This window comes from Entomoplasma ellychniae, from assembly GCF_002930155.1.
Lineage (GTDB): Bacteria > Bacillota_I > Bacilli_A > Mycoplasmatales > Mycoplasmataceae > Entomoplasma > Entomoplasma ellychniae.
In genome coordinates this window covers 115,182-140,259 of the sequence record NZ_PHND01000001.1, presented here as the reverse complement: position 1 = coordinate 140,259, position 25,078 = coordinate 115,182, and the positions used below count along the sequence as shown (strand labels likewise).

17 protein-coding genes and 1 tRNA gene are annotated in these 25,078 nt (G+C 26.5%); 4 read left to right on the top strand and 14 right to left on the bottom strand.

Annotation, left to right across the window (positions count from 1 at the left end; translation table 4 throughout):
* The first annotated feature begins 107 nt into the window (after positions 1-107).
* From EELLY_RS00590 to EELLY_RS00580, 3 genes are read left to right on the top strand one after another with little or no spacing between them, the layout of a single operon-like run.
* Complete coding sequence (locus tag EELLY_RS00590) at positions 108-1,637, top strand: ABC transporter ATP-binding protein (protein WP_245859137.1); 1,530 nt, start codon at positions 108-110, stop codon at positions 1,635-1,637.
* On the top strand, positions 1,630-3,375 hold the full coding sequence (locus EELLY_RS00585) for an ABC transporter permease (RefSeq protein ID WP_104205583.1): 1,746 nt from the start codon (positions 1,630-1,632) through the stop codon (positions 3,373-3,375). The genes EELLY_RS00590 and EELLY_RS00585 overlap by 8 nt, the downstream gene beginning before the upstream one ends.
* The gene (locus EELLY_RS00580; RefSeq protein ID WP_104205582.1) at positions 3,356-4,267 is read left to right on the top strand and encodes an ABC transporter permease; all 912 of its coding nucleotides are present in this window, start codon (positions 3,356-3,358) and stop codon (positions 4,265-4,267) included. The genes EELLY_RS00585 and EELLY_RS00580 overlap by 20 nt, the downstream gene beginning before the upstream one ends.
* A gap of 25 nt (positions 4,268-4,292) precedes the next feature.
* Here the strand turns inward: EELLY_RS00580 and hpt are convergent, their stop codons facing one another.
* The 4 genes from hpt to eno form a co-directional block, all read right to left on the bottom strand.
* Positions 4,293-4,862, bottom strand: coding sequence for a hypoxanthine phosphoribosyltransferase (gene hpt, locus EELLY_RS00575; protein WP_104205581.1), 570 nt, complete (start codon positions 4,860-4,862; stop codon positions 4,293-4,295).
* Positions 4,863-4,910: 48 nt separating this feature from the next.
* Positions 4,911-5,345: a Holliday junction resolvase RuvX gene (gene ruvX, locus EELLY_RS00570; protein ID WP_104205580.1), complete on the bottom strand. Its 435-nt coding sequence runs from the start codon at positions 5,343-5,345 to the stop codon at positions 4,911-4,913.
* Positions 5,338-6,204 carry a phosphatase PAP2 family protein gene (locus tag EELLY_RS00565; protein WP_104205579.1) on the bottom strand — a complete coding sequence of 289 codons (867 nt, stop codon included), beginning with the start codon at positions 6,202-6,204 and terminating at the stop codon, positions 5,338-5,340. Before EELLY_RS00565 ends, ruvX begins: the two co-directional genes overlap by 8 nt.
* A 669-nt stretch (positions 6,205-6,873) precedes the next feature.
* A complete protein-coding gene (gene eno, locus EELLY_RS00560; RefSeq protein WP_104205578.1) occupies positions 6,874-8,235 on the bottom strand; it encodes a phosphopyruvate hydratase in 1,362 nt (453 codons plus the stop codon).
* Between the two features lie 131 nt (positions 8,236-8,366).
* Between eno and typA the strand changes: the two genes are divergently transcribed.
* Positions 8,367-10,208, top strand: coding sequence for a translational GTPase TypA (gene typA / locus EELLY_RS00555; RefSeq protein ID WP_104205577.1), 1,842 nt, complete (start codon positions 8,367-8,369; stop codon positions 10,206-10,208).
* A gap of 921 nt (positions 10,209-11,129) precedes the next feature.
* Here the strand turns inward: typA and EELLY_RS00550 are convergent.
* From EELLY_RS00550 to ffh, 10 genes are all read right to left on the bottom strand, one after another.
* Complete coding sequence (locus EELLY_RS00550) at positions 11,130-15,251, bottom strand: hypothetical protein (RefSeq protein ID WP_104205576.1); 4,122 nt, start codon at positions 15,249-15,251, stop codon at positions 11,130-11,132.
* 1,112 nt (positions 15,252-16,363) lie between these two features.
* Positions 16,364-17,185 carry a hypothetical protein gene (locus EELLY_RS00545; protein WP_104205575.1) on the bottom strand — a complete coding sequence of 274 codons (822 nt, stop codon included), beginning with the start codon at positions 17,183-17,185 and terminating at the stop codon, positions 16,364-16,366.
* A 14-nt stretch (positions 17,186-17,199) separates the two neighbouring features.
* The gene (gene lepA, locus EELLY_RS00540) at positions 17,200-19,002 is read right to left on the bottom strand and encodes a translation elongation factor 4 (protein WP_104205574.1); all 1,803 of its coding nucleotides are present in this window, start codon (positions 19,000-19,002) and stop codon (positions 17,200-17,202) included.
* Positions 19,003-19,013: 11 nt separating this feature from the next.
* Positions 19,014-19,925: an alpha/beta fold hydrolase gene (locus EELLY_RS00535; RefSeq protein ID WP_104205573.1), complete on the bottom strand. Its 912-nt coding sequence runs from the start codon at positions 19,923-19,925 to the stop codon at positions 19,014-19,016.
* 1 nt (position 19,926) lies between these two features.
* A complete protein-coding gene (locus EELLY_RS00530; protein ID WP_104205572.1) occupies positions 19,927-20,553 on the bottom strand; it encodes a ribonuclease H1 domain-containing protein in 627 nt (208 codons plus the stop codon).
* A 17-nt stretch (positions 20,554-20,570) separates the two neighbouring features.
* A complete protein-coding gene (proS, locus tag EELLY_RS00525) occupies positions 20,571-21,992 on the bottom strand; it encodes a proline--tRNA ligase (protein WP_104205571.1) in 1,422 nt (473 codons plus the stop codon).
* Between the two features lies 1 nt (position 21,993).
* Positions 21,994-22,611, bottom strand: a complete 618-nt coding sequence (locus EELLY_RS00520; RefSeq protein ID WP_104205570.1) for a hypothetical protein — start codon at positions 22,609-22,611, stop codon at positions 21,994-21,996.
* A gap of 87 nt (positions 22,612-22,698) precedes the next feature.
* Positions 22,699-22,788, bottom strand: a tRNA-Ser gene (locus EELLY_RS00515).
* 48 nt (positions 22,789-22,836) lie between these two features.
* Entirely contained in the window at positions 22,837-23,304 is a 468-nt protein-coding gene (locus EELLY_RS00510) for a 23S rRNA (pseudouridine(1915)-N(3))-methyltransferase RlmH (protein ID WP_104205569.1), read from the bottom strand.
* Positions 23,305-23,307: 3 nt separating this feature from the next.
* Positions 23,308-24,651, bottom strand: a complete 1,344-nt coding sequence (gene ffh / locus EELLY_RS00505; RefSeq protein WP_104205568.1) for a signal recognition particle protein — start codon at positions 24,649-24,651, stop codon at positions 23,308-23,310.
* Positions 24,652-25,078: the final 427 nt, after the last annotated feature.

Here is a 25,078-nt window from a genome sequence, read left to right as displayed (position 1 = left end):
AAACATTTTTTAATAGGACCTTGGTTCTATTTTTTTAAAAATAACTATTAAATTAAATATTATTTACATCTAAATAATATTAAGTATCTTTGAAAGGTTAAATGCTTATGAATGCAATTGAAATGAAAAATATATCAATGATTTTTAACAAAAAAATTGTTGCTAACAAAGATATTAGTTTATCTGTTAAAAAGAGTGAAATTCATGCTTTGATGGGTGAAAACGGAGCAGGTAAATCAACATTAATGTCTATTTTATTTGGTATTTACCAACCAACAAAAGGAAAGATAATTATAAATGGTAAAGAAGAATATATTTATTCACCTATACAAGCAACTAAATTAGGTATTGGTATGGTTCATCAGCACTTTAAATTAATTGATATTTTTCCTGTTTGAAAAAATATCGCCTTAGGTGCTGAAGATGTGGGTTTAAAACAATTTATAAGAAAGAAAACAATAGTAAATGACTTAACAAAAATTATGAAAAAGTATAATTTACACGTTGATCTTTTAGCAAAAGTTAAAGATATCTCAGTTGGGATGAAGCAAAGAGTAGAAATACTAAAAGTTTTATACAGAAAAGCAGACATAATGGTTTTTGATGAGCCTACAGCTGTACTAACCCCAATTGAAATAGATGGTTTACTAAAAGTAATTTTGGATTTAAAAAAAGATGGCAAAACAATTATAATAATTACTCATAAAATGGCTGAAATTCAAAAAGTTGCTGATAGAGCTTCAATTTTAAGATTAGGCGAATTTAAAGGAACTTATGATGTCAAAAAAACTAATATAGAAACTCTGTCAATGGCAATGGTTGGAAGAGACTTAGTTGAAGTTAAAAATGATAGAAAAGTTATTAATCATAATGATGTTATTAAAATTAAAAATATTAACGTTAGAAAACATCATAAGATTTTAGGATTAAAAAACTTTTCTTTGAATGTTAAAGCTGGTGAAATTGTAGGAATTGCTGGTGTTGAAGGTAATGGCCAATCAGAAATAGCAGAAGCCTTAACTGGTATAAAAAAAGTTGAAAGTGGCACAATTCATATTAATAATAAAGATATCACACATTTAAGTATTAAAAAAAGATATAAAGATCATAAAATGTCTTTTATTCCAGAAGATAGACAAAAGTTTGGCTTAGTTTTAGATACCAACTTAATCGACAATATAGCTTTGCAAAATATTGATGATCCAAAGTATTCTAAAAATGGAATAATTAATAGATTGGCAATTCAAAAAGAAACACAAAAAATTATTAAAGAGTTTGATGTTAGAAATGCAAGCTCTGGGTTTGCTATAGCTAGATCTTTAAGTGGTGGAAATCAGCAAAAACTTATTGTTGGAAGAGAACTATCAAGACAAAGTGATTTTATAGTTATTTTTCAACCAACAAGAGGACTAGATATTGGTTCAATCGAATTTATACATACACAAATTTTAAAAGCAAAAACTGAAAATAAAGCAATAATTCTTATTTCTTATGAATTAAGCGAAATTATACAATTATCTGATAGAGTGTTGGTTTTAAATGCCGGTAGTGTAATTGGTGAACTAGTAGGTGATCAAATAACAAGAGAAAAACTAGGTAAAATGATGGTTTCATCTTTGGGGGCAAATCATGAATAATAAATTAAATGTTTTTGCAATAAAACAAAAAATGTATTTTAAGTCATCTATTTTTAAAGAAAAAGTCAGCAAAACAAAAGTAACGACTTTGGCAATCTTAATTGGTTTATTGCTGTCAAGTTTATTTGTTTTTGCAGTTGGTTCAAATGGATTCGAATTTGTACTTTCTAGTTTTATTGCTCCATTTAAATATACAGATAATTTAAAAGAAACACTTATTTGAATATCAACTTTTACTTTGCTTGGATTAGGAATGGGGTTAGGTTTTAAAATTAAACTTTTTAATATTAGTGGAACTGGGCAAGCAATCTTAGGTTTAATAGTAGCTTATACTATTTTGTATAAGATTGCTGGTTCAAACGAGGGTATTAAAGATATTTCAGCAACCTATGGATTTCCAATATTTTTAATTTTTATATTAACAGGCGCTGCTTTATCTTGTTTAATTGGTTTTTTAAAAATATATTTAAATATTCATGAAGTTGCTTCTTCAATTGTGTTAAATTGAATTATTTGATATTCTTTTGAATTATATGTTAATAAATTTTTTGGTATTGGTGATATTTCTACTTCATCACCAGAATTACTAAAACCTTTTGGCGAATATATTTGAGTTTTTGGGCTTGTGTTGACTGCTATTTGTGTTATTGGTGTCACTTTTGTTTACAACAAAACAACCATTGGATACAAATACAAAGTGATGGGATTACAAAGTGATGCTGCTATTTATTCAGGAATAAATGTAAAAAAATATTTACTATTTGTAACAGCTATTCAAGGTTTACTAATATCTTGTGGAGCTTTTATGTATATATTTGGAATTAAATTCCAAATGGGATGAAAAGACACAGACTTTCCCACAATAGGTTTTGATGGATTACCGATTGCTCTAATTGCTTTCAATAATTTTTTAGCAATGGTACCTATAGCAACTATTTGATCTTTTCAAAAAGTTGGAATGAAACTTTTAATTGATGGGGGGGCTTTTAATACAGTCCCAGAAGCAACTTCGGGTTTAGTTTTTGGAATTATTATGTACATTTCTGCTTTATATGTTGTCTTTGCAAGATTTGATTTAAAAGATTTATATTACAAGACTAAAATGAAACTTATGAATCCTGCAGTAAAATTAAATAACAATCATATTAAAGCTGAAAGCTTAAAAGTTAAAAAGCAAATTAAATTACTTAAAACTAAATTAAATGTAAACGCTAATGAAAATCTAAATATCGAACTAGATAATTTAAAAAAGATTTTAATCGATCTTAATAGCTCTAAAAAAGATTTTAAAAATAGTCAATATAAAAAGTTTAGTAAAAACATTAAAATTAGTATTAAAGATGCCCAACAAAGTATATATGTTGAAAAAACATATAAGCTATTAGATGAAATTTCACTGCTTGATATTGATAATAATTATAAGCAAACAGTTAAAGATTTATTAGAGCAATATGATATAGAAAAAAAAGATATGTTTAAAAAATTTAAACTGCAGTTAAAGAGTTATGATAGAGAAATAAAAATGTTATCTAAAAAAAGCAAGTTTAAAATTAAAAAAGATAATAAAAAACTTTGACAAAAAAAAGAATTTTATTGATTTTATTCAACAATTAGTTTAAATAAAAAAATAACTTTTAATAAAGTAATAAAAGTTAAATTAAGTCGTCAACAAGAAAAAGTTATCAAATACAATAGGTATTTGGCTATAGGAGGTAAGTATGTCAGAAGCGTTAATTAGATATGCATTATCTTTCTTTGTTATTTTTTCTTTAGCATCTCTAGCTGCAATGATTTGTGAACGCTCAGGAGTTATTAATTTAGGTATTGAGGGCTTTATGATTATAGGTTGTATGATATATGCATTACTACCTAAAGCTTTAGCAATAATAAATGTTGATTATGATAGTTATTGAATAATAATATTCATAGCTAGTATAATACTAGCTATTTTAGGAACATTTTTATTTTCATTGCTACACTCTTTTATTGTTTTAAAATTAAAAACTGATCAAATAGTTTCAGGAACAGTAATTAACTTATTAGCGCAAGGAATTGGTTTTTTCTTAGTTGGGGTTGAAAATCTTGGTAGTTCAGGCAATATACAAGGAACAATAAGTCCTATTTTACAAGAAACCCCAGCTGTAAGCATTTATTTTATTATTACATTAATTTTTATAACAGGGTTATTTGGATATTTCAAATTTACAAAAATTGGAACAAGACATATTGCTGCTGGGGAAAACCCTAATGCTTTAGATACTGCTGGGGTTAGTGTTAATAAATATCGTTTTATAGCAATTTCTGTTTCTTCATGTTTAGCTGGCTTAGCTGGAATTATTTACACAATTAACATAAAAGTACAATTTGCTGTTCCTGATGTAAATGGAATTGGATTTATTTCACTAGCAATTATGGTTATTGGACAGTGAAAAGTATTACTAATTGTATTTGTATCATTTGTGTTTTCCATTTTCTTTACAATAGGGAAAATGATTAATATTCCAAACTTTACGTTTGGTCTAGCTCCATTGCTCCCATTCTTGATGTCACTAGTTGTAATGGTAATTGCATCAAAATGATCAATAGCACCAAAAGAAGCTGGAATACCTTTTGATAAAACTTTAAGATAAAAAAATGCATGTGAAATGCATTTTTTTATCATTCTCATGTTTTTAATTTGTCAGTGTCCATAATAGCAATATATGGTAAATTTCTTAACTTTTCATCATAATCAAGACCATATCCAATGACAAACTCATTTTCAATAGAAAAACCTATAAAGTTAGCTTCAAACTCAATTTTTCTTCCCCCTGGCTTATCAACTAAAGTTACAACATTAACTGATGCAGCTTTTCTTGATTTCAAATAATCTTTTAAAAAACTTAATGTGTGCCCAGTATCAACTATATCCTCTACTATTAAAACATGTTTATTTTTAATATCTGAATTTAAATCCAAATTAATTTTTGGTTGTTTATTTGATTTTAAACCTCCAAGATATGAACTAATAACCATAAAATCCATAACTACATCTTGTTTAAAGTTCATAAAGAACTCTGCGTAAAATGGTACACACCCTTTCAAGATTCCTACTACAACAATATCTTTATCCTTAATATTGTTTTTTTTGTAATGTTCTGCAACTTCTGTTGCTAATTCTGCTACTCTTGTTTTGATTTGTTCTTCTGTTAAAAGTACTCTTTTAACCAATGGGTGTAATGCCATGACTTCTCCTTTATTTATTTATACTAAAACAATAACATAATTCAATTTTTAATTGTTATTTTTTATACTTTCAATGTACATTTCTAAAATAAGTTGCGCTGCTAATGTGTCTTTGTGCTCTTTTTGTTTAGCTCTTGATATTCCAGCTTCAATCATAATAGCTTTAGCCATCTTAGTAGTTCGACGCTCATCTACTTTAATTACTTGTGAATGTGATATATGTGAATTGTATTGCAAAAATCCATCAATAAAATAATCAACCATTTCAGCTCTTTCACCAATTGAACCATCCATGTTCTTTGGATAACCAAAAACAAATACTTTAAAGTTTTTTTCTTTGATATATTCAGTTAATAAATTAACACCAGCTTCAAAATCTCATTCTTCAAACTTTAAATTAATTTCTTTTTTAGCTATTTGACCATTTGAAGATGCTAAACCAATAGTTTTACTGCCAATATCTAATGCTAATATATTATTCATATGTTTTACCTTTTTTAAATTTTATACTTAATAAAAAACTGAAGATTATTATACTTATAATCATAGCACCAGTTACATCAGTTAAGAAATGAGCAGCTAAAACCATCCTTGAACCAGCAGTTAATATTGCAAATAACAACGCTATTGCAAAATTAATTGGTACAATCACAGATTTTCTATTCATCACAAAAATTGGGGCTAATAAACTCATTGCAGAAGTTGTATGACCAGATGGGAATGATTTATTTTTTCCAATAATAGCATTTGATCAATCAAATTGTCACCAAGCATGATATTCATAAGTGCCATCAATTACATTTCTTGGTCTTGGACGAGAAACTACATTTTTTAGTATCTCAGTTGATAAATATATTAGCAATACAAACACAATTGCCAAAATAATTTTTTTTACTAAATTTTTATCTTTTACAAGCTCAATGTTTTTATGTCAAAAATAAGAAATAATTAGATCAAAAATAATGATTATAAGTGCATTAAATTGAAGAGGTAATAATTTATTACTTCGAAAAAAAATTGATTCAATCATTAAAAAAATGAATAAAACTAATATTTCAAAAATAATAATTATAAATGAACCTTGTGTTTTTGTAATCCCTTTGTAAAATACATAGTGGTAAACCAAACCTACAATAATAAAATTTAAAGGTATAATAATAGCTATTTTTCCAAATATATCAAATGTTTGTCCATATAATGATTCTTTGTTAACTAGTTTTTCAGCTATTTTAAGATCATAAAAACTACCAATAACAAATACACTTATAATTAAGACTAAGCTTGTGGTGATTAGTATACGCAAGGTTGGATTATAACTTTTTGTTTTTAATTTTAAATTCATAATTACATTTTACACTAAAAGTAAAACTTAATAAACTTTTTAAATTTATAATTTAATTGAAAATTAGTTAGTTTAATAACAGTTTTTGTTTAATAAATTTTATTTCTATATTAAAAAGTTTTTGACTATAGCAATGAAATAATAATAAGTAAATAAAAATTAGTTTTAAAAGGGATTTTAAGATTATGAAAAAAATGTTAGTATTATTAGATTTTATTGCTTTTACTACAAACTTTTCTCTAGTAACTATGTCATGTTGATGAGTAATTACTGCTCACCATATTTTCTCAAGATTCATATGAAACATATGGATGATTAAAAAACACTGTTATCAGAAGGTTTAATTCAATTAAAAGACCTAAAATAGAGAAACATAAAGATAATATTGGTTAACACCAAAAGAAATAGGTAATTCTAAAAAGTTATATTATTTTTATGTTTTAAAGAAGAAAGTTGTAAATTCACTCAACGATTAGAGAATTTGAAAGATTTTATCCAAAAGGTAAAATGAGAATATACAAAACCTATTTTTAGAATTTCAAAGCTTGTTAATAATTGTTTTATAAACAAATAAAATTTCTTAATAATATTGAGGTTTTATTTACTTTTTTATTGGAAAAGTAATTTTTAAATTAAAAAAACTAAGCAAGAGCTTAGTTTTATAAAAATTTATTTATTAATTTTTAAGTTGTAGAATGTTTTAAATCCATCGTAAATTGCGTTTGCGCCCAATTCATCTTCAATTTGTAACAATCTATTGTATTTTGCGATTCTATCTGAACGTGACATTGATCCAGTTTTAATTTGACCTGTGTTGAATGCAACAGCTAAGTCAGCAATAGTAGAATCTTCAGTTTCACCTGATCTGTGAGAAACAACAGCAGTTCAACCAGCTTTTTGACTCATTGTAATAGCTTCGATTGTTTCTGATAATGTACCAATTTGATTTAATTTAATTAAAGTTGAGTTTGCAGCACCTTTATTGATTCCTTCTTTAATAAATTCTGGGTTAGTAACAAATAAGTCATCCCCAACAATTTGAACTCTATCACCAATTTTTTGGTTTAATAGAACAAATCCATCTCAGTCTCTTTCGTGTAGTCCATCTTCAACTGAAATGATTGGATAGTTGTTTACTAATTTTTGTAAGTAAGCTACCATTTCTTTAGTATCTAGGGCATATTCTTGTCCTGTTACTTTTTCAATTTTTTTGAAGTGGTATTTTTTATCTTCTTTATATAATTCTGATGAAGCACAATCCATTGCAATCATCACACCTTCAGCACCAGTTTTGTAACCTGCTTTTTCAATAGCTTCTAATAATAAATCTAGAGCTACTTCAGCTGGTGTTTTTTTCTTGAATGAAGCTAAATCTTGTTTAGCATAAGCTCAATGGAAATTTGGTGCAAATCCACCTTCATCACCAACTGCAGTAATATCTCCTTTATCATGTAAAATTGATTTTAAAGCTTGAAAAATTTCTGATGATCATCTTAATGCTTCTTTAAAAGTTGGAGCACCAACTGGCATAATCATGAATTCTTGGAAATCGATTGCTGATTCAGCGTGTTCTCCACCATTAATAACATTTAACATTGGAACTGGCAAGCGTTTTGCTTGTACTCCACCAATGTATCTATATAAAGGAACTTCTAATTCACTTGCAGCAGCATGAGCAGCAGCTAATGAAACAGCCAACATACCGTTTGCTCCTAATTTTTTCTTAAATGGAGTTCCATCTAAATCTAACATAATTTGGTCTAGACCTAATTGGTTTTGAACATCAAATCCAATTAAAGCTGGAGCAATTTTAGTATTAACGTTTTCAACTGCTTTTAACACACCTTTACCGTTGTAACGTTTTTTGTCTCCATCTCTTAATTCTAAAGCTTCACTTTCTCCAGTAGAAGCTCCTGATGGAGATTTAGCTAATCCATAACCACCAAATTCTGTTCATAACTCAACTTCAACAGTCGGAGTTCCACGTGAATCTAAAACTTCACGTGCAATAATTTTTTCAATTCTTGACATTTTATATCCTCTCTTTTTTAACATAAACATGTTTTACATTTATAATTATATTCTTTTTTAATGAAAATAAAAAAATAAAATCATCAAATGTGTTATTATTTAAAAGTTATATATAAATACAAGGAGAAAAAATGTCAAACAAAAAAATAATTAACATTGCTGTGATTGCCCATGTTGATGCAGGTAAATCTACATTAGTAGATGCTTTGCTAAAGCAAGGTGGAGCTTTCAGAGATAATCAAGAAGTAATCGAACAAGTAATGGATTCAAATGACCAAGAACGTGAACGTGGAATTACTATTTATTCAAAAAACTGTGCTATTGAGTACAAAGATATCAAAATTAATATCGTTGATACACCAGGTCATGCTGATTTTTCAAGTGAAGTTGAACGTATTATGAAAACTGTTGACACAGTTATTCTATTAGTAGATTCCAGTGAAGGTCCAATGCCTCAAACTAGATTTGTTCTATCTAAAGCATTAGAATTGGGATTGAACCCAATCTTAATGATTAACAAGATTGACAAAAAAGATCAAAGAGCTATTGAGGTGGTAGATGAAGTTTTAGAACTATTTATGGAATTAGACGCTACTGATGAACAATTACATTTTAAAACAATTTTTGGAATTGCAAAAAATGGAATTGCTCAGTTCTCATTAGAAGATGAAGGTAAAAATTTAGATCCTTTATTTGAAACAATAGTTGAACAAGTTGGAACATATCCAATTGAATTAGCTGACAAACCTTTAAAAATGCAAGTAAGTTCATTAGCTTATGATTCATTTATTGGACGATTAGGAATTGGAAGAATATTTGAAGGTAAAATTGTTGAAGGTCAAACTGTTAGTGTTGTTAAAAATGATGGTGAAGTTAGACAAGGTAAAATTTCTAAATTAACTGTTTATCAAGGGTTATCTAAAGTTGCTGTTAAAGAAGCTTTTGCTGGAGATATTATTAACTTTGCAGGAATTGAACATATTTCAATTGGTGATACAGTTAATGAACTAAACAACATTAATCCAATGGAACCAATCATTATTGAAGAACCAACAATGAGTATGAACTTTTTAGTTAACAACTCTCCTTTTGCTGGTAAAGTTGGAAAATTTGTAACTTCTAGAAATATCAAAGAACGTTTAGAAAAAGAAATGGAAATTAATGTTGGGTTAAAAGTTGAACCATTATATAATCCAACTATTGAAGGTTTTAAAGTTTTAGGGCGTGGAGAACTTCACTTATCTGTTCTAATTGAACAAATGAGAAGAGAAGGTTTTGAACTTGCACTTTCAAAACCAGAAGTAATTTTTAGAAAAGAAGAAGGTTCAAAAGAATTATTAGAACCAATGGAAAGAGTTATTATTAACGTTCCAACTGAATACTCAGGAACAGTTATTAACAAGTTAAATCAAAGAAAAGGTTTAATGATTGACATGGATAGTGATGGAATTAGAGATAAAGTTATTTATAACATTCCATTACGTGCATTAATTGGTTTCAGAAGTGAATTTACTAATGATACACATGGTGAAGGAATTATGGTTAGAAGTTTTAATGGTTTTGAACCATATAAGGGCGAAATTGAATCACGTAAGAATGGCGTTCTTATTTCTATGGCTAATGGTAAAACTTTACCTTATGCATTAGGCAATATTGAAGAACGTGGAACATTATTTATTGGTCCTCAAATTGAAATTTATGATGGGATGATCATTGGACAACACTCAAGAGACAATGATTTAGAAGTTAACCCAACTACTGGTAAAAAATTAACCAATACTCGTTCAAGTGGAACTGATGATTCAGTTAGATTAACTCCACCTAAACTAATGACTTTAGAAGAAGCTTTAGAATACATCGAATGAGATGAATTAGTAGAAGTAACTCCAGATAACATTAGATTAAGAAAAAGATGATTATCTTCAACTGAAAGAAAACAACATCGAAACGATAACAAAAAAGCTATTGATTAATAAAAGTTTTAACAGCAATTTAATTGCTGTTTTTTTGTTGTGATATATCATTTAAAAAAAGTTAAGAGATTTTTGAATTATAACTTTATCTAAATAACATTGAGTTATTTTAGAAAGGAGAGTTTAAATGATAGATTTAAGTTTTTTAATATTGCCTTGCATTTTAATAATATGAGAAATATTTTATATATTTAAAGAAAAAAAGACTTCAACTATATTAAAACACATATATGAGCATCATACATAAGGTTTGTTTGTTTAGTTATTTCAATAATTAGTTCAGTTTTATTTTTAGTGGTTTGACCAGTATCAAATCATTTAATTATTTATACATATTTTTTGTTGGATTTAGTTTGATTAATAATTTTGTCTTACGAAAGTTTTGTGTTTGTTACAAATTGCAAATAGAAATGAAACAATATGGAATTGAAGTTAAAAAGTGAGTCAAATTTTTACCTTTTATACCATTATTTAATTTAATATTTGACATTTTATATTGATATCATTTTAAAAATATTCAAGAAAATAAATAAAAAGAAGGTCATTTTCATAAAATTACCTTCTTTTCCATAGTTTTTAGAGGCTTACCACCCCACCACATCAAGACACTATCATAAAAAAATTCTTTTACTTGTAATCTTTAACACTTAACATTATCTCTAATAATGTTGTATTTTTTAGCCACATCATAAATATTGGATATTGATGCTTCGAATAATATTTTATTTTTTGTTTTTTTCATTATTTTGCATACAAAAAAAACACCCTAAATAAAGTATTTTATTACACAAATTTGTAGTTTTTGTGTGTCAATTTTTTTACTTTATTATAGATGTTTACAATAGTGTAATTTTAATTAATTTATTAATATATTGACTTTTCAGTTATCAAAAAAATTTTAGCAACTACTAATATTAAAATCTAATATTTAGCATAATAAACATTAACATATCCTGTTAATTTTCTATTTTTTGTTTGACCATATATTGTAAAAAATCCTTGGTTTGTACTAATGTAAAAATCATCTTGAGTTAGAGTGTTATTGCCTGTTAATTGTTTTAATAAATTTAAAATTTGTGTTGGGTTAGCATCGCGGAATTTATTTTGTAGTTGTGATTCAAATATTGCAACGTCATAAATTGTAGAATTTGTCGGTTGAGACGGTTGAGAAGTATCTTCATCCTTTACAAGAGCAGGTATTCTTAAGAATTGACTACCTTTAATTTTTGTTGAAGCAGAAGAAGATGAAATTGTGATCGAACCATTTTTATCATAATCAGCATTATTTTTACTAAATGAAAAATCATTACTTGTTAAATCACTAATTCCCGTAACTTTTTTTAAAGCAGCTAGCACTTCTTCTTTTGTTAAATCATTTGAAATTTTTAAACCAAGATTCGGATTTGAAATATCATATAGTTTTAAAAGAGCAGGTATTCTTAAGACTTGATGACCTTTAATTTTTGTTGAAGTAGAAGAAGATGAAATTGTGATCGAACCATCTTTACCATAATCAGCATTATTTTTACTAAATGAAAAATCATTACTTGTTAAATCACTAATTCCCGTAACTTTTTTTAGCGCTTCTAATACTTGTTCTTTTGATAAATCATTTGAAATTTTTAAACCAAGATTCAGATTTGAAATATCATATAGTTTTAAAAGAGCAGGTATTCTTAAGAATTGACTACCTTTAATTTTTGTTGAAGCAGAAGAAGATGAAATTGTGATCGAACCATCTTTATCATAATCAGCATTATTTTTACTAAATGAAAAATCATTACTTGTTAAATCACTAATTCCCGTAACTTTTTTTAAAGCAGCTAGCACTTCTTCTTTTGTTAAATCATTTGAAATTTTTAAACCAAGATTCGGATTTGAAATATCATATAGTTTTAAAAGAGCAGGTATTCTTAAGACTTGATGACCTTTAATTTTTGTTGAATCTGTAGGAGATGTAATTGTGATTGAACCTGCTTTCCCATAATCAGCATTAGTTTTATTAAAGTCAAAATCCTCAAGAGTTAAATCATTAATACCAGTAGCTTTTTTTAGCGCTTCTAATACTTGTTCTTTTGTTAAATCATTTGAAATTTTTAAACCAAGATCTTTAATTGATACATCAACTGGATCTAAAGCAGGAATTGTTAAAGTTTCATCAATTTTAATTTTTATTGAATCTGCAGGAGATGTAATTGTGATTGAACCAGGTTGACCATAATCAGCATTAGTTTTATTAAAGTCAAAATCCTCAAGAGTTAAATCATTAATACCAGTAGCTTTTTTTAAAGCTTCTAATACTTGTTCTTTTGTTAAATCATTTGAAATTTTTAAACCAAGATCTTTAATTGATACATCAACTGGATCTAAAGCAGGAATTGTTAAAGTTTCATCAATTTTAATTTTTGTTGAATCTGCAGGAGATGTAATTTTGATTGAACCAGGTTGACCATAATCAGCATTAGTTTTATTAAAGTCAAAATCCTCAAGAGTTAAACTATCAATACCAGTAACTTTTCTTAACGCTTCTAATACTTGTTCTTTTGTTAAATGATTTGAAACATTCAATCCAAGATCTTCATTTGATACATCAACTGGATCTAAAGCAGGAATTGTTAAAGTTTCATCAATTTTAATTTTTATTGAATCTGCAGGAGATGTAATTGTGATTGAACCAGGTTGACCATAATCAGCATTAGTTTTATTAAAGTCAAAATCCTCAAGAGTTAAACTATCAATACCAGTAACTTTTCTTAACGCTTCTAATACTTGTTCTTTTGTTAAATCATTTGAAACATTCAATCCAAGATCTTCATTTGATACATCAACTGGATCTAAAGCAGGAATTGTTAAAGTTTCATCAATTTTAATTTTTATTGAATCTGCAGGAGATGTAATTGTGATTGAACCTGCTTTCCCATAATCAGCATCTTTTTTATTAAAGTTAAAATCATCAAGAGTTAAATCATTAATACCAGTAGCTTTTTTTAAAGCTTCTAATACTTGTTCTTTTGGTAAATCATTTGAAATTTTTAAACCAAGATCTTTAATTGATACATCAACTGGATCTAAAGCAGGAATTGTTAAAGTTTCATCAATTTTAATTTTTATTGAATCTGCAGGAGATGTAATTTTGATTGAACCAGGTTGACCATAATCAGCATTAGTTTTATTAAAGTCAAAATCCTCAAGAGTTAAATCATTAATACCAGTAGCTTTTCTTAACGCTTCTAATACTTGTTCTTTTGTTAAATCATTTGAAATTTTTAAACCAAGATCTTTAATTGATACATCAACTGGATCTAAAGCAGGAATTGTTAAAGTTTCATCAATTTTAATTTTTATTGAATCTGCAGGAGATGTAATTTTGATTGAACCAGGTTGACCATAATCAGCATCATTTTTATTAAAGTCAAAATCCTCAAGAGTAAAACTATCAATACCAGTAGCTTTTTTTAGCGCTTCTAATACTTGTTCTTTTGTTAAATCATTTGAAATTTTTAAACCAAGATCTTTAATTGATACATCAACTGGATCTAAAGCAGGAATTGTTAAAGTTTCATCAACTTTAATTTTTGTTGAATCTGCAGGAGATGTAATTGTTATTGAACCTGCTTTCCCATAATCAGCATCTTTTTTATTAAAGTTAAAATCATCAAGAGTTAAATCATTAATACCAGTAGCTTTTTTTAGCGCTTCTAATACTTGTTCTTTTGTTAAATCATTTGAAACATTCAATCCAAGATCTTCATTTGATACATCAACTGGATCTAAAGCAGGAATTGTTAAAGTTTCATCAACTTTAATTTTTGTTGAATCTGCAGGAGATGTAATTTTGATTGAACCTGCTTTCCCATAATCAGCATCTTTTTTATTAAAGTTAAAATCATCAAGAGTTAAATCATTAATACCAGTAGCTTTTTTTAGCGCTTCTAATACTTGTTCTTTTGTTAAATCATTTGAAACATTCAATCCAAGATCTTCATTTGATACATCAACTGGATCTAAAGCAGGAATTGTTAAAGTTTCATCAACTTTAATTTTTGTTGAATCTGCAGGAGATGTAATTTTGATTGAACCTGCTTTCCCATAATCAGCATCATTTTTATTAAAGTTAAAATCATCAAGAGTTAAATCATTAATACCAGTAGCTTTTTTTAGCGCTTCTAATACTTGTTCTTTTGTTAAATCATTTGAAACATTCAATCCAAGATCTTCATTTGATACATCAACTGGATCTAAAGCAGGAATTGTTAAAGTTTCATCAACTTTAATTTTTGTTGAATCTGCAGGAGATGTAATTTTGATTGAACCAGGTTGACCATAATCAGCATCTTTTTTATTAAAGTTAAAATCATCAAGAGTTAAATCATTAATACCAGTAGCTTTTCTTAACGCTTCTAATACTTGTTCTTTTGTTAAATCATTTGAAACATTCAATCCAAGATCTTCATTTGATACATCAACTGGATCTAAAGCAGGAATTGTTAAAGTTTCATCAACTTTAATTTTTGTTGAATCTGCAGGAGATGTAATTGTTATTGAACCTGCTTTCCCATAATCAGCATCTTTTTTATTAAAGTTAAAATCATCAAGAGTTAAATCATTAATACCAGTAGCTTTTTTTAGCGCTTCTAATACTTGTTCTTTTGTTAAATCATTTGAAATTTTCAATCCAAGATCTTCATTTGATACATCAACTGGATCTAAAGCAGGAATTGTTAAAGTTACACTACCTTTAATTTTTGTTGAATCTGAAGAGGCTTGAATTTGGATTGAACCAGTTTGACCATAAACAGCAGCATTTTTAACAAATAAAAAATCATTAGTTGTTAAATCGTGAATTTGAGAAGATTTTTTTAACGCTTCTAATACTTTTTCTTTTGTTAAATCATTTGATGAATTAATGTCTAATTTAATATAACTAATATCTATTTTTTTATCTTTTATTTTTACAACACTTAAGTAAATAGAAACCTCTGACAATGCAATTATTGATAAAAATATAAAGCTAAAATAAACTTTTTTCTTTTTTGGTTTCATGATGCTCCTTCTACACTTTTTAAAGTATTAACTTTTATTATAAGAAAAAAAAAAAAAAAACAAGAGGAATAGAAACTATGATTAAAAAATTGTTAAATTGCAGATCATATCCTTATAATGAATAAGTGAATATAAATGTTCAAATTTAAAATGATATTGAAATAATCAATAAAATTCTTTTTATATTTTCACAAAACATTATAAAAATAATTTTAAGGAATTATATGTGTGAAATAGAAAATATTTGGTATTTATTATTCAAAAATGTTGGGAACATTAATTATATTTAATATTATAAATATCTTAGTTACAGTATAGTTTTAATTGTTTTGTGATTAGAATTTTAATTATACCTATAAGGTTTTGGTGATCATTGTACATTAAGGTAATTAAACTTAAACAACTAAAAAATTATAAAATCAAAGGAAAATAAACTTCTTTCTTTAGTTTATACATAAAAGTTTATAGTAATTTTATAAAAGATACTTTTTTTCTTTACTATATCTTTTATACCTGCAACTTTAATTGTTACGCCCTCATTATTTTTGTTATTTGCATACATAATATTAACATATTTATTAGTGAAATTATTTATTTATTTATTTTAAAATAAATAAATAAATAATTGAAAAGTAAGTTGAACTAAATATATAGAAAATCATAGAGTTTGATTAAATATTAATCTCAGCTTAAAGCATTTATTGTTTATTTGCTTACTTTTAAAAAATTCATAAGTTTTAAGATATACTTTTACAAAATAATATTTAAATTATTTTGTAAAAGAGAGCGAAATATTAATTAAAGAAAAATAGACATTAAGACATCATATACAAGATTTGTCTGTCAATTAGTGTAGTATTATTTTAGTGGTTTGATCAGTATCAAATATTTAATAATTTTGCATATATCTTATTGAATGAATATGATTGATAATTTTTTCTTATAAAAGTTTGATGTTTTTCACACTTTACAAAAAGAAATTAATAATAATTGGATTAAAACTAAAAATTAGTTAAATTTTTATCTTTTTTACCATTATTTAATTTAATATTTGACATTTTATATTCATATCATTTAAAAATATTCAAAAAAAATAGGAAATGTTCCTATTATTAAAAATTATTATTTTCGTTGTTAGAGTTCATATGTTCTAACATTGCTATTTCATCATATCTTTCAATTATATTAACTTTATGAAATTGGCTTAGTGCTTCTTTTGACTCCAAAAATTGATATTCTAAATGTTCAGCTAGTAATATCAATCTATCAAAAAGTAATTCATGTTGAACTAAAAGTTCTAAATTTTTATTAGCGCTATCAAACTCAACTTCATCTAAATTAACTTCCATGTCATCAACATTATCAATCATAGAACTTAAAAGTTCCATTAGCATATAAGGCATATCTTTTAATGCATTCTTAGAACTTTTGTTTTTTGAGGCAAATTCAATAACACTAGTTTCAAAATATTTGAAGACATCTAAAAACTGAGTTTTTTTAACCTTTTCAATAAATTCTTTCAAATAAATTTGTGACAATTTTAAAAATGATTTTTCAATAGAAACATCAACCCCATTTTCATCAATAGCATCAAACCCTTCAATATTAAAACTTTCATAAATTTTTGAAAAATCTTTGCATACTTTAAAAGTTGCTTCAAAACTCATAATAATTATTTTTTTTACAAATTGAATATCTGATTCATCACTATTTGTAATTTCAGCTCTTTCAAAAAAGTTAGATTTAATATCTAATATTTTTTCGTTTTTAACAATATTTCAATAGCTTTCATATGATTCATCACTTTTTAACCATGATTGATACATGAAAAAAAGTAAATCAGCAGCTGATTGGTGATCTGGGATAGATTTTTGAATGAAAAATTCATTTTCAATGAATTGTTTTATGGAGTTTTTGTAATAGAATTTTTTCATACTTTTCCTTTCAATTAGTCGTCTAATTTTAAGACTGCAATAAATGCTTCTTGTGGAACTTCAACATTCCCAATTTCTTTCATCTTCTTTTTACCTTCTTTTTGTTTATTAAGAAGTTTTTTACGTCGAGATTTATCTGCTGCATGTAATTTTCAAGTCACATCTTTACGATAAGCTTTAATTGTTTCTCTGGCTAAAACTTTATTGCCAATAGCTGCTTGTATTGGAACTTCAAAATTTTGTCTTGGAATTAATTCTTTTAATTTTTTAGTTAAAGCGTTACCTCTTTGATAAGCAAACTGTTTGTTCACAATCATTGAAAATGCATCAACTTTATTACCATTTAATAAAATATCCATTTTAACTAATGATGATTCTTGATAACCAATAATATCATATTCAAATGAAGCATAACCTCTTGAAATAGATTTTAACTTATTAAAAAAATCAAAAATTATTTCTGCTAAAGGCATATCATAAATTAACATTCTTCTTTTATCATCAATTACCTGAATGTCTCTATATGTTCCTAATTTATTTTGACATAAACTCATTAAATCTCCAACTGATTCTAGAGATGTCATGATTTTAACATTAACAAAAGGCTCTTCAATATATTTAATTTTTTGAGGGTCAGGTAGTTTTGCGGGATTATCAATTGTAATATCACTACCATCAGTTAGATAAACTTTATAAATAACTGATGGAGCTGTTGCTATTAGATTAAGATCATATTCTCTTTCTAATCTTTCTTGCACAACTTCCATATGTAATAAGCCTAAAAAACCAACTCTAAAACCAAATCCTAAAGCTTGAGATGTTTCTGGTTCATAAACTAGTGATGAATCAGATAATTCCATTTTTTCTAACGCTTCTTTAAAGTCTTGATATTGATTTGTATCAATTGGATAAATCCCACAATAAACCATTGGTTTAAGTTTTTTATAGCCTTCTAAGGGTTCAAGTGCTGGATTATTTTCGCTTGTAATAGTATCACCAACATTAATATCTTTAATTGTTTTAATTGATGCAGCTATTCATCCAACTTCACCAGCTTCTAAAGTTGCTTTTTTTGTTATTTTTGGTGTTTTAATTCCTACTTCAGTTACTTCATAAACTAAACTATTAGACATAAACTTTATTTTTTGACCAATCTTAATTGAACCTTGTCTAACTCTTATAGACATAACTACACCCAAATACTTATCATAATAACTATCAAATATTAAAGCTCTTAGTGGTTCTTGATCAACAGCATCTTTAGGAGGTGAAATATGATTTACAATCGCTTCTAAAACATCTTCAACATTTAGTCCAGTTTTTGCTGAAATTAATGGAGCATTTCTACAATCAATTCCAATGGTATTTTCAATTTCTTCTTTCACTCTTTCAACATCAGCTGAAGGTAAATCTATTTTGTTAATAACTGGGATTATTTCAAGATTATTTTCTAAAGCTAAATAAACATTAGCTAAAGTTTGTGCTTCTACACCTTGTGTAGCATCCACAACCAAAATAGCACCTTCACAAGCTGCTAAACTTCTTGATACCTCATATGCAAAATCAACATGCCCTGGTGTATCAATTAAATGAAATACATAATCTTCATTATCTTTTGACTTGTAATGTAATTGAACTGAGTTTAACTTAATTGTTATTCCTCTTTCTCTTTCAATATCCATTGAATCTAGTAATTGTTCTTGCATTTCTCTTTTAGAAACTGTTTTGGTTATCTCTAAAATACGGTCTGCTAAAGTAGACTTACCATGGTCAATATGAGCTATTATGCTAAAATTCCTAATTTTTGATTTATCCATTTTATACCCTTTTAATCTAAATTTTTGTTAATAAATTCAAGCACATCTTTTATTGCATAAATTTTATCTTTATCATTAAAAATTCTGTTTCTTGATTTTTTGTAAATTTTAAAATCTACATTATTACCTAACTTTATAAATTTTGTAAACAATCTTCTAGTACTTTTAGAGAATTTTGTGTATGCGTCTTGTTCACCTGTCATTAACAGCATTGGAAAATCTTTATCGATCATATCAATATTTTTAATTTTAGAAAGAAATACTTGTCCTTCTAAAATGTCTTTATTTGCACAATTGGTCATTCAAGACAATTTAAGAGTGTCTTTATTAAATCTACTTACAAATTCTTTATCTGAAGATAACCATGCGTTTTGCATTGCTGGGTTTCTTTTATTACCAAATGAACCATCCAAGTTTTTAAAAAAATAATTACTTGGCCATTTATTAATTAAAATGCTTGCTGTTTTTAATTGAATATACTTAGGTAAAGTTTTTATATAAGAATGATTTTTAACTCCACTTAAAATAAGACCAGATATAGTTTCACAATATTTAATAGCATATGCAAGGCTAAAATCTGTTCCAATTGTTTGACCTAACATAAATATTGGTAAATCCATATATTCTCTTCTAATATATGTATTGACTGTTCTTAAATCTTCAATACTGTTATTTCAGCCTTGATGTCTAGCAAAATAACCCCTTTCTTTGCTTTCTAAAGAAGATTCACCAATTCCTCTTAAATCTGTTCCAAACACTAAAATACCATGTTTATTTAACTCTCTAGCTATATCTTGATACATTGACATGTGTTCATCAATATTGTGAACTATTTGTACAATAGCTTTTGCCTGTTGATCAGGAGCTCATTCAAAATTAATTAATTCATTTCCATCAATCATTTGTAATTGAAATTTTCTCATTTTAAACCTCCTTATTCATTTCCTGAAAGTCAGCTTCAGCAGCCAAACGATCAGCTAGATCGTTATACTTGTCTCCACTGTGACCTTTGACTCATATAAATTTTAGGTTTACTTTTTCTTTTATTTTACTACAAAAACTTATATATTCTAAAGCTTCTGTATTTTTTGCATTTCATTCACCTTTAGCCCACTTTGCTATTCCTTCATAATCATGATATAAAGTTAAGTGTTTAATGTTATTTGCAAAAGCAAATAACATTGCTCTTTTAGCACCTTCAAGCTCACCACTGACATTTCACATTGAAGTTTCTTGCGAATCATCAAATCTTTTTGAAAAATGAAATTCTCTTGTGTTTCAAAGTACAACAGCACCATACGAATAAGTTTTATTACTTTTTAAAAAACTACCATCACTGTACGCTATAGCATGATTCATATCAATTATTAAAGTTTCAGATTTTTGCTTTAAAACATTTTTAGGTTTATCATGAAGTCAAGCTTCAGCTTCTTCTCAAGTTGAAAAAGATTTATAAATAGCACCTTTAAAATTAAGAATCTGTGCTTGGCACTCTTCTCATGTTTTGTAAATACCAATTTTTTTACCTTTTTTAACTGAATAATATTTCATATAACCTCACTTAGTAATTAATATGCTCTAGCAAAATAAACTTGCATCTTTGTATCTTTATTGCAATTAAAGCATTTCATATTTTTATTTTCTTGTTCAAATGGAATACAACGTGAATTGGTTGAAGTCTGTTGTTTAACATCCTCTTCACATGAAATTTCCCCACAAAATGGAACAAGTATAAATCCTTGATTGGTATTTAAAACATCTTTATACTCTTGAATTGAATTTACTGAAGTTGTTCTTTTTTTTCTATTTTCTAAAGCTAAATTAAAAATATTTTCATCATATGCTTTAATCATTGAATTAACAATTTTTTCAACATCGATAATGTTAACTTCCATTTTTTCTTTTGTATCTCTTCTTGAAATCACAACAACTTTTTTTCCTAAATCTCTTGGTCCAATTTCAATTCTTAAAGGAATACCTTTAATTTCAGCTTCACTAATTTTAAATCCAAATGATTTATCTGTTTTATCAATATCAACTCTATATTTATTTGATAACATATTTTTAATTGATTCACTAATTTTAATAACTTCATCAGTGTCTTTGATTTGAATTATTCTAACTTGAATTGGAGAAATTTTAGAAGGTAATACTAACCCATTATCATCTGAGTGAGACATAATAATAGCACCAATTAATCTAGTTGATACACCTCAACTAGTACTATAACCATGTTCTAATTTACCTTCTTTATTCTGAAATTTTATATCATAAACTTTTGAAAAGTTGTCTTCAAAGTAATGTGAAGTTCCACATTGTAAAGCTTGCCCATCATACATTAAAGATTCAATTGTATAAGTGCTATGTGCACCTGCAAATTTTTCTTTTTGTGTTTTTTGACCCATAATAACTGGTAATAATAAAAATTCTCTAGCAAAAGTTTCATAAATATTTAAAATTTTCAAAGTAAAATCATGCGCTTGAACTTTTGAATCATGAACAGTATGTCCTTCTTGTCATAAAAATTCACTAGTTCTTAAAAATGGTCTAGTTGTTTTTTCTCAACGCATAACATTTGCTCATTGATTAAATAAAAGTGGTAAGTCTCGATATGATTTAACTTCTGTTTTGAAAAAGTCAGCCATTAATACTTCACTAGTAGGTCTAATAAATAATGGTTCTGGTAATTGATTATCACCAACTCTTGTAACAGTTGCTATTTCTGGTGAGAATCCATCAATATGTTCTTTTTCTTTATTGAATAAAGATTCAGGAATCAATAATGGAAAATACACGTTTTCTACATTAATTTTTTTAAATTCTAAATCAAGTTGTTTTTGAATTAGTTCTCAAATAGCATATCCATATGGTCTAAAAATAATAGTGCCTTTAACAGGAGCGTAACTGGCTAATTTAGCATTCAAAACAATATCTGTATATCATTTTGAAAAATCAACATCTCTTGGAGTTATTTTATCTAGTTGTTTCATATTATAATTCTCCTGTTCTTACCATTCCATCATGGCTTATATATATTTTAATTTTTAATTCTTCATCTTTTATAATTGTTTTGATTAAATCAAAATATTCTTCATCACGAATCAATATTCAATTAATGTCTTCAACTTTAATTGCTTCAACAACATTAATCATTCCATAAGCTCGGTTAAATATTCAATCATTTTTAGAACTTTTAGCAAGTTTCTCAGGATCAATACCAATTACCATAAACTCATTATCATTGATTGTTTGATCAGATAATCATTTTCAAAAATGTGCTCTTGATGATACATCAAAATCTAAATTTATTGATTCTTGTCTTTGATGATAATCTCAAACAACAAACTCTTCATTTGTTTTCAACTTTAATTCTTTAACTGGTCTTATTCCATGTTTTAAAATATTTGAAGCATTTTTAATATTTGTATAAAATAAAAAATGATTAATTTTTTTTGTTTTTGTTAATTCAAGTATTAGTTCTTTTTCACTCCCAGCATTAATAAAAAGCGATTTAAAAAAACTATCTAGCTCATTTTCTTCTAAAATATCATCACTAAATGTTTTTCAAAACATTAACTTAGATAACATGTTTTTTATTTTATTGCTCATGACTACTCCAAAACTATATTATATTATATATTTATTTACGATTTTATACATAAAAAACTACCCTTAAGGTAGTTATTTTTTTAAAACTGGCGGGTTAAGAGAGACTCGAACTCTCGCGCCGGAAACCGACCTAACACCTTAGCAGGGTGTCCTCTTCACCAACTTGAGTATTAACCCGTGAAAACACTTAAATATTATAACAATTAAGTGTCAATTTATTTGTAATTACTTGTGATATTTTTCATTTTTAATAATTTTGAAGCTTCTATATATTTGTTCTGCAAGAATTATTCTAAATAATTGATATGGTAATGTAATATTTCCTAAAGATATTTTTGTGAATTTTTGCTCCAATAATTCTTTAGAAAAACCATCACTTGGACCAATTAAAAATAATAATTTAGCTTTTTTAAAGTTTTTATTAGTTTTAATTATATTAGCTAATTCTTCACTACTAATAATTTTTGAATTAACGTTTAAGCAAATGATTTCATATTCAGAATAACTTTTAAGTTTCTCTAAAATGGCCTTTGAATTAATAATTTTATTATTTTCATCTTCTTTATTAAATTCTTCTTTTAATTCAATAACTTCAAATTTTGAATAATTTTTTATTCTACTTTGATATTCGTTAAAAGATTTTATAAAAAAATCTTTGTCTAAACTTCCAAAGCATAATATTTTAATATCCATGTATTAAAAACCAAATCCTTTACCACCAAAATTTGGCATACGACCACTTTTCATTTGTTTTCCCATTTCAAGAACTTGTTTTTTTCCTTTTTCAAATGAATTAATTAACTCATTTAATTCTTTTTCAGATCTACCAGAACCACTAATAATTCTTGATTTTCTAGAAAGTGATTTTAAAAGTTTTGGTTCTCTTCTCTCTTTTAAAGTCATTGAACTCATTAAAATTGAAAACACAACTAATTTTCTTTGTGATTCTTCTATTTGATTTTCTGAAATCTTAGCACCGGGAATCATTTTCATTAAACCACCAATGTTACCCATTTTAGATACTTGAACTAATTGGTTTCTTAAATCTTCTAAATCAAATTGACCCATGAACATACGTTTCATTGTTTTTTGTATTGAACGTTCATCAACATTTTCAACTACTTTTTCAAATAAAGTTTCAATATCACCCATCCCAAGAATACGATCAGCCATACGTTTTGGATAGAACGGTGCTAATGCAGCAAAACCTTCACCTTCACCAATAAATTTAATTGGTAGTTTTGTCATATGTCTGATTGATAGAGTTGCTCCTCCACGAGCATCTCCGTCAAGTTTAGTAACAATAACTCCTGTTAGTTTTAACTGATTATTAAATTCATTAGTTACGTTAATAATTTCTTGTCCAACCATACCATCAACTACTAATAAAATTTCTTGAGGTGATGTAGTTTTTCTTAAATCATTTAACTCATTCATTAATTCTTTATCAATTTGTAAACGACCAGCTGTATCTAAAATTATTAAATCATGATTATTTTTTTCAGCAAACTCAATTGCTTGTTTAGCAGTTTTTAAAGGATTTTGTTTTTGTTTTTCAAAAACAGGGATATTTATTTTTTTACCCAATTCAACTAATTGATCAATAGCCCCTGGTCTATAAATATCTAATCCTACTAATAAGGGTTTTTTTGCTTGTTTTTTTGATAAGTAATAAGCAAGTTTGCTTGCGGACGTAGTTTTTCCAGAACCTTGTAAACCAACCATCATAATTATTGTTGGTTTTTTTGATAAGTTTAAAGGAGCAACTTCTTTCCCTAAGATGTCCATTAATTCACTATGCACTATTTTTAAAAGTTGTTGTTGAGAAGATGCACCTTCCTCAATATAACCACCAATGGCTTTTTCCTTAATTTTACTAATTAATTCTTTTGCAACATCAATATTAACATCAGCTTCTAACAAAGCTAATCGTATTTCGCGTAATGTTTCTTGAATGTTTTCTTGATTCAATGTAGATTTTGCTATATTTTTCTCCATTGAACGCTTCATGCGTTTTGCTAGAAAATCTCCAAATCCCATTTGATACCTCCAATTTATCTTTTTTAATTATAAACAAAAAAGTGTGTTTTGTGATAATAACAAAAAAGTAAGTTTAAATTTAAATAAGGGATTTAAAATAAAAAACTTTTTATAATTGTTAAAAAATATATAGTATTATAAAACATGTGTTTTTAATTCGAAAAAATTAAAAAAGGGAGGAGTAAGTTCTATTTGGGTGTCAGTTTTAATGCAAACCCACCAAGCTCAACTTACTCACAATATTTCGTAAATAAATCATTTTTAACCTTCATCAATATTTTTTAAATAATCACCAGTCAAAGGAACTCAAAAACTATTTAGACAACTAGTGAAAATAACTTAAATAATTGCATAATCATTATTTTTGATTTGCTCTATAATTCTACCAATTTCATTTAAACTTAAACAACTTATTTGATAATTTACC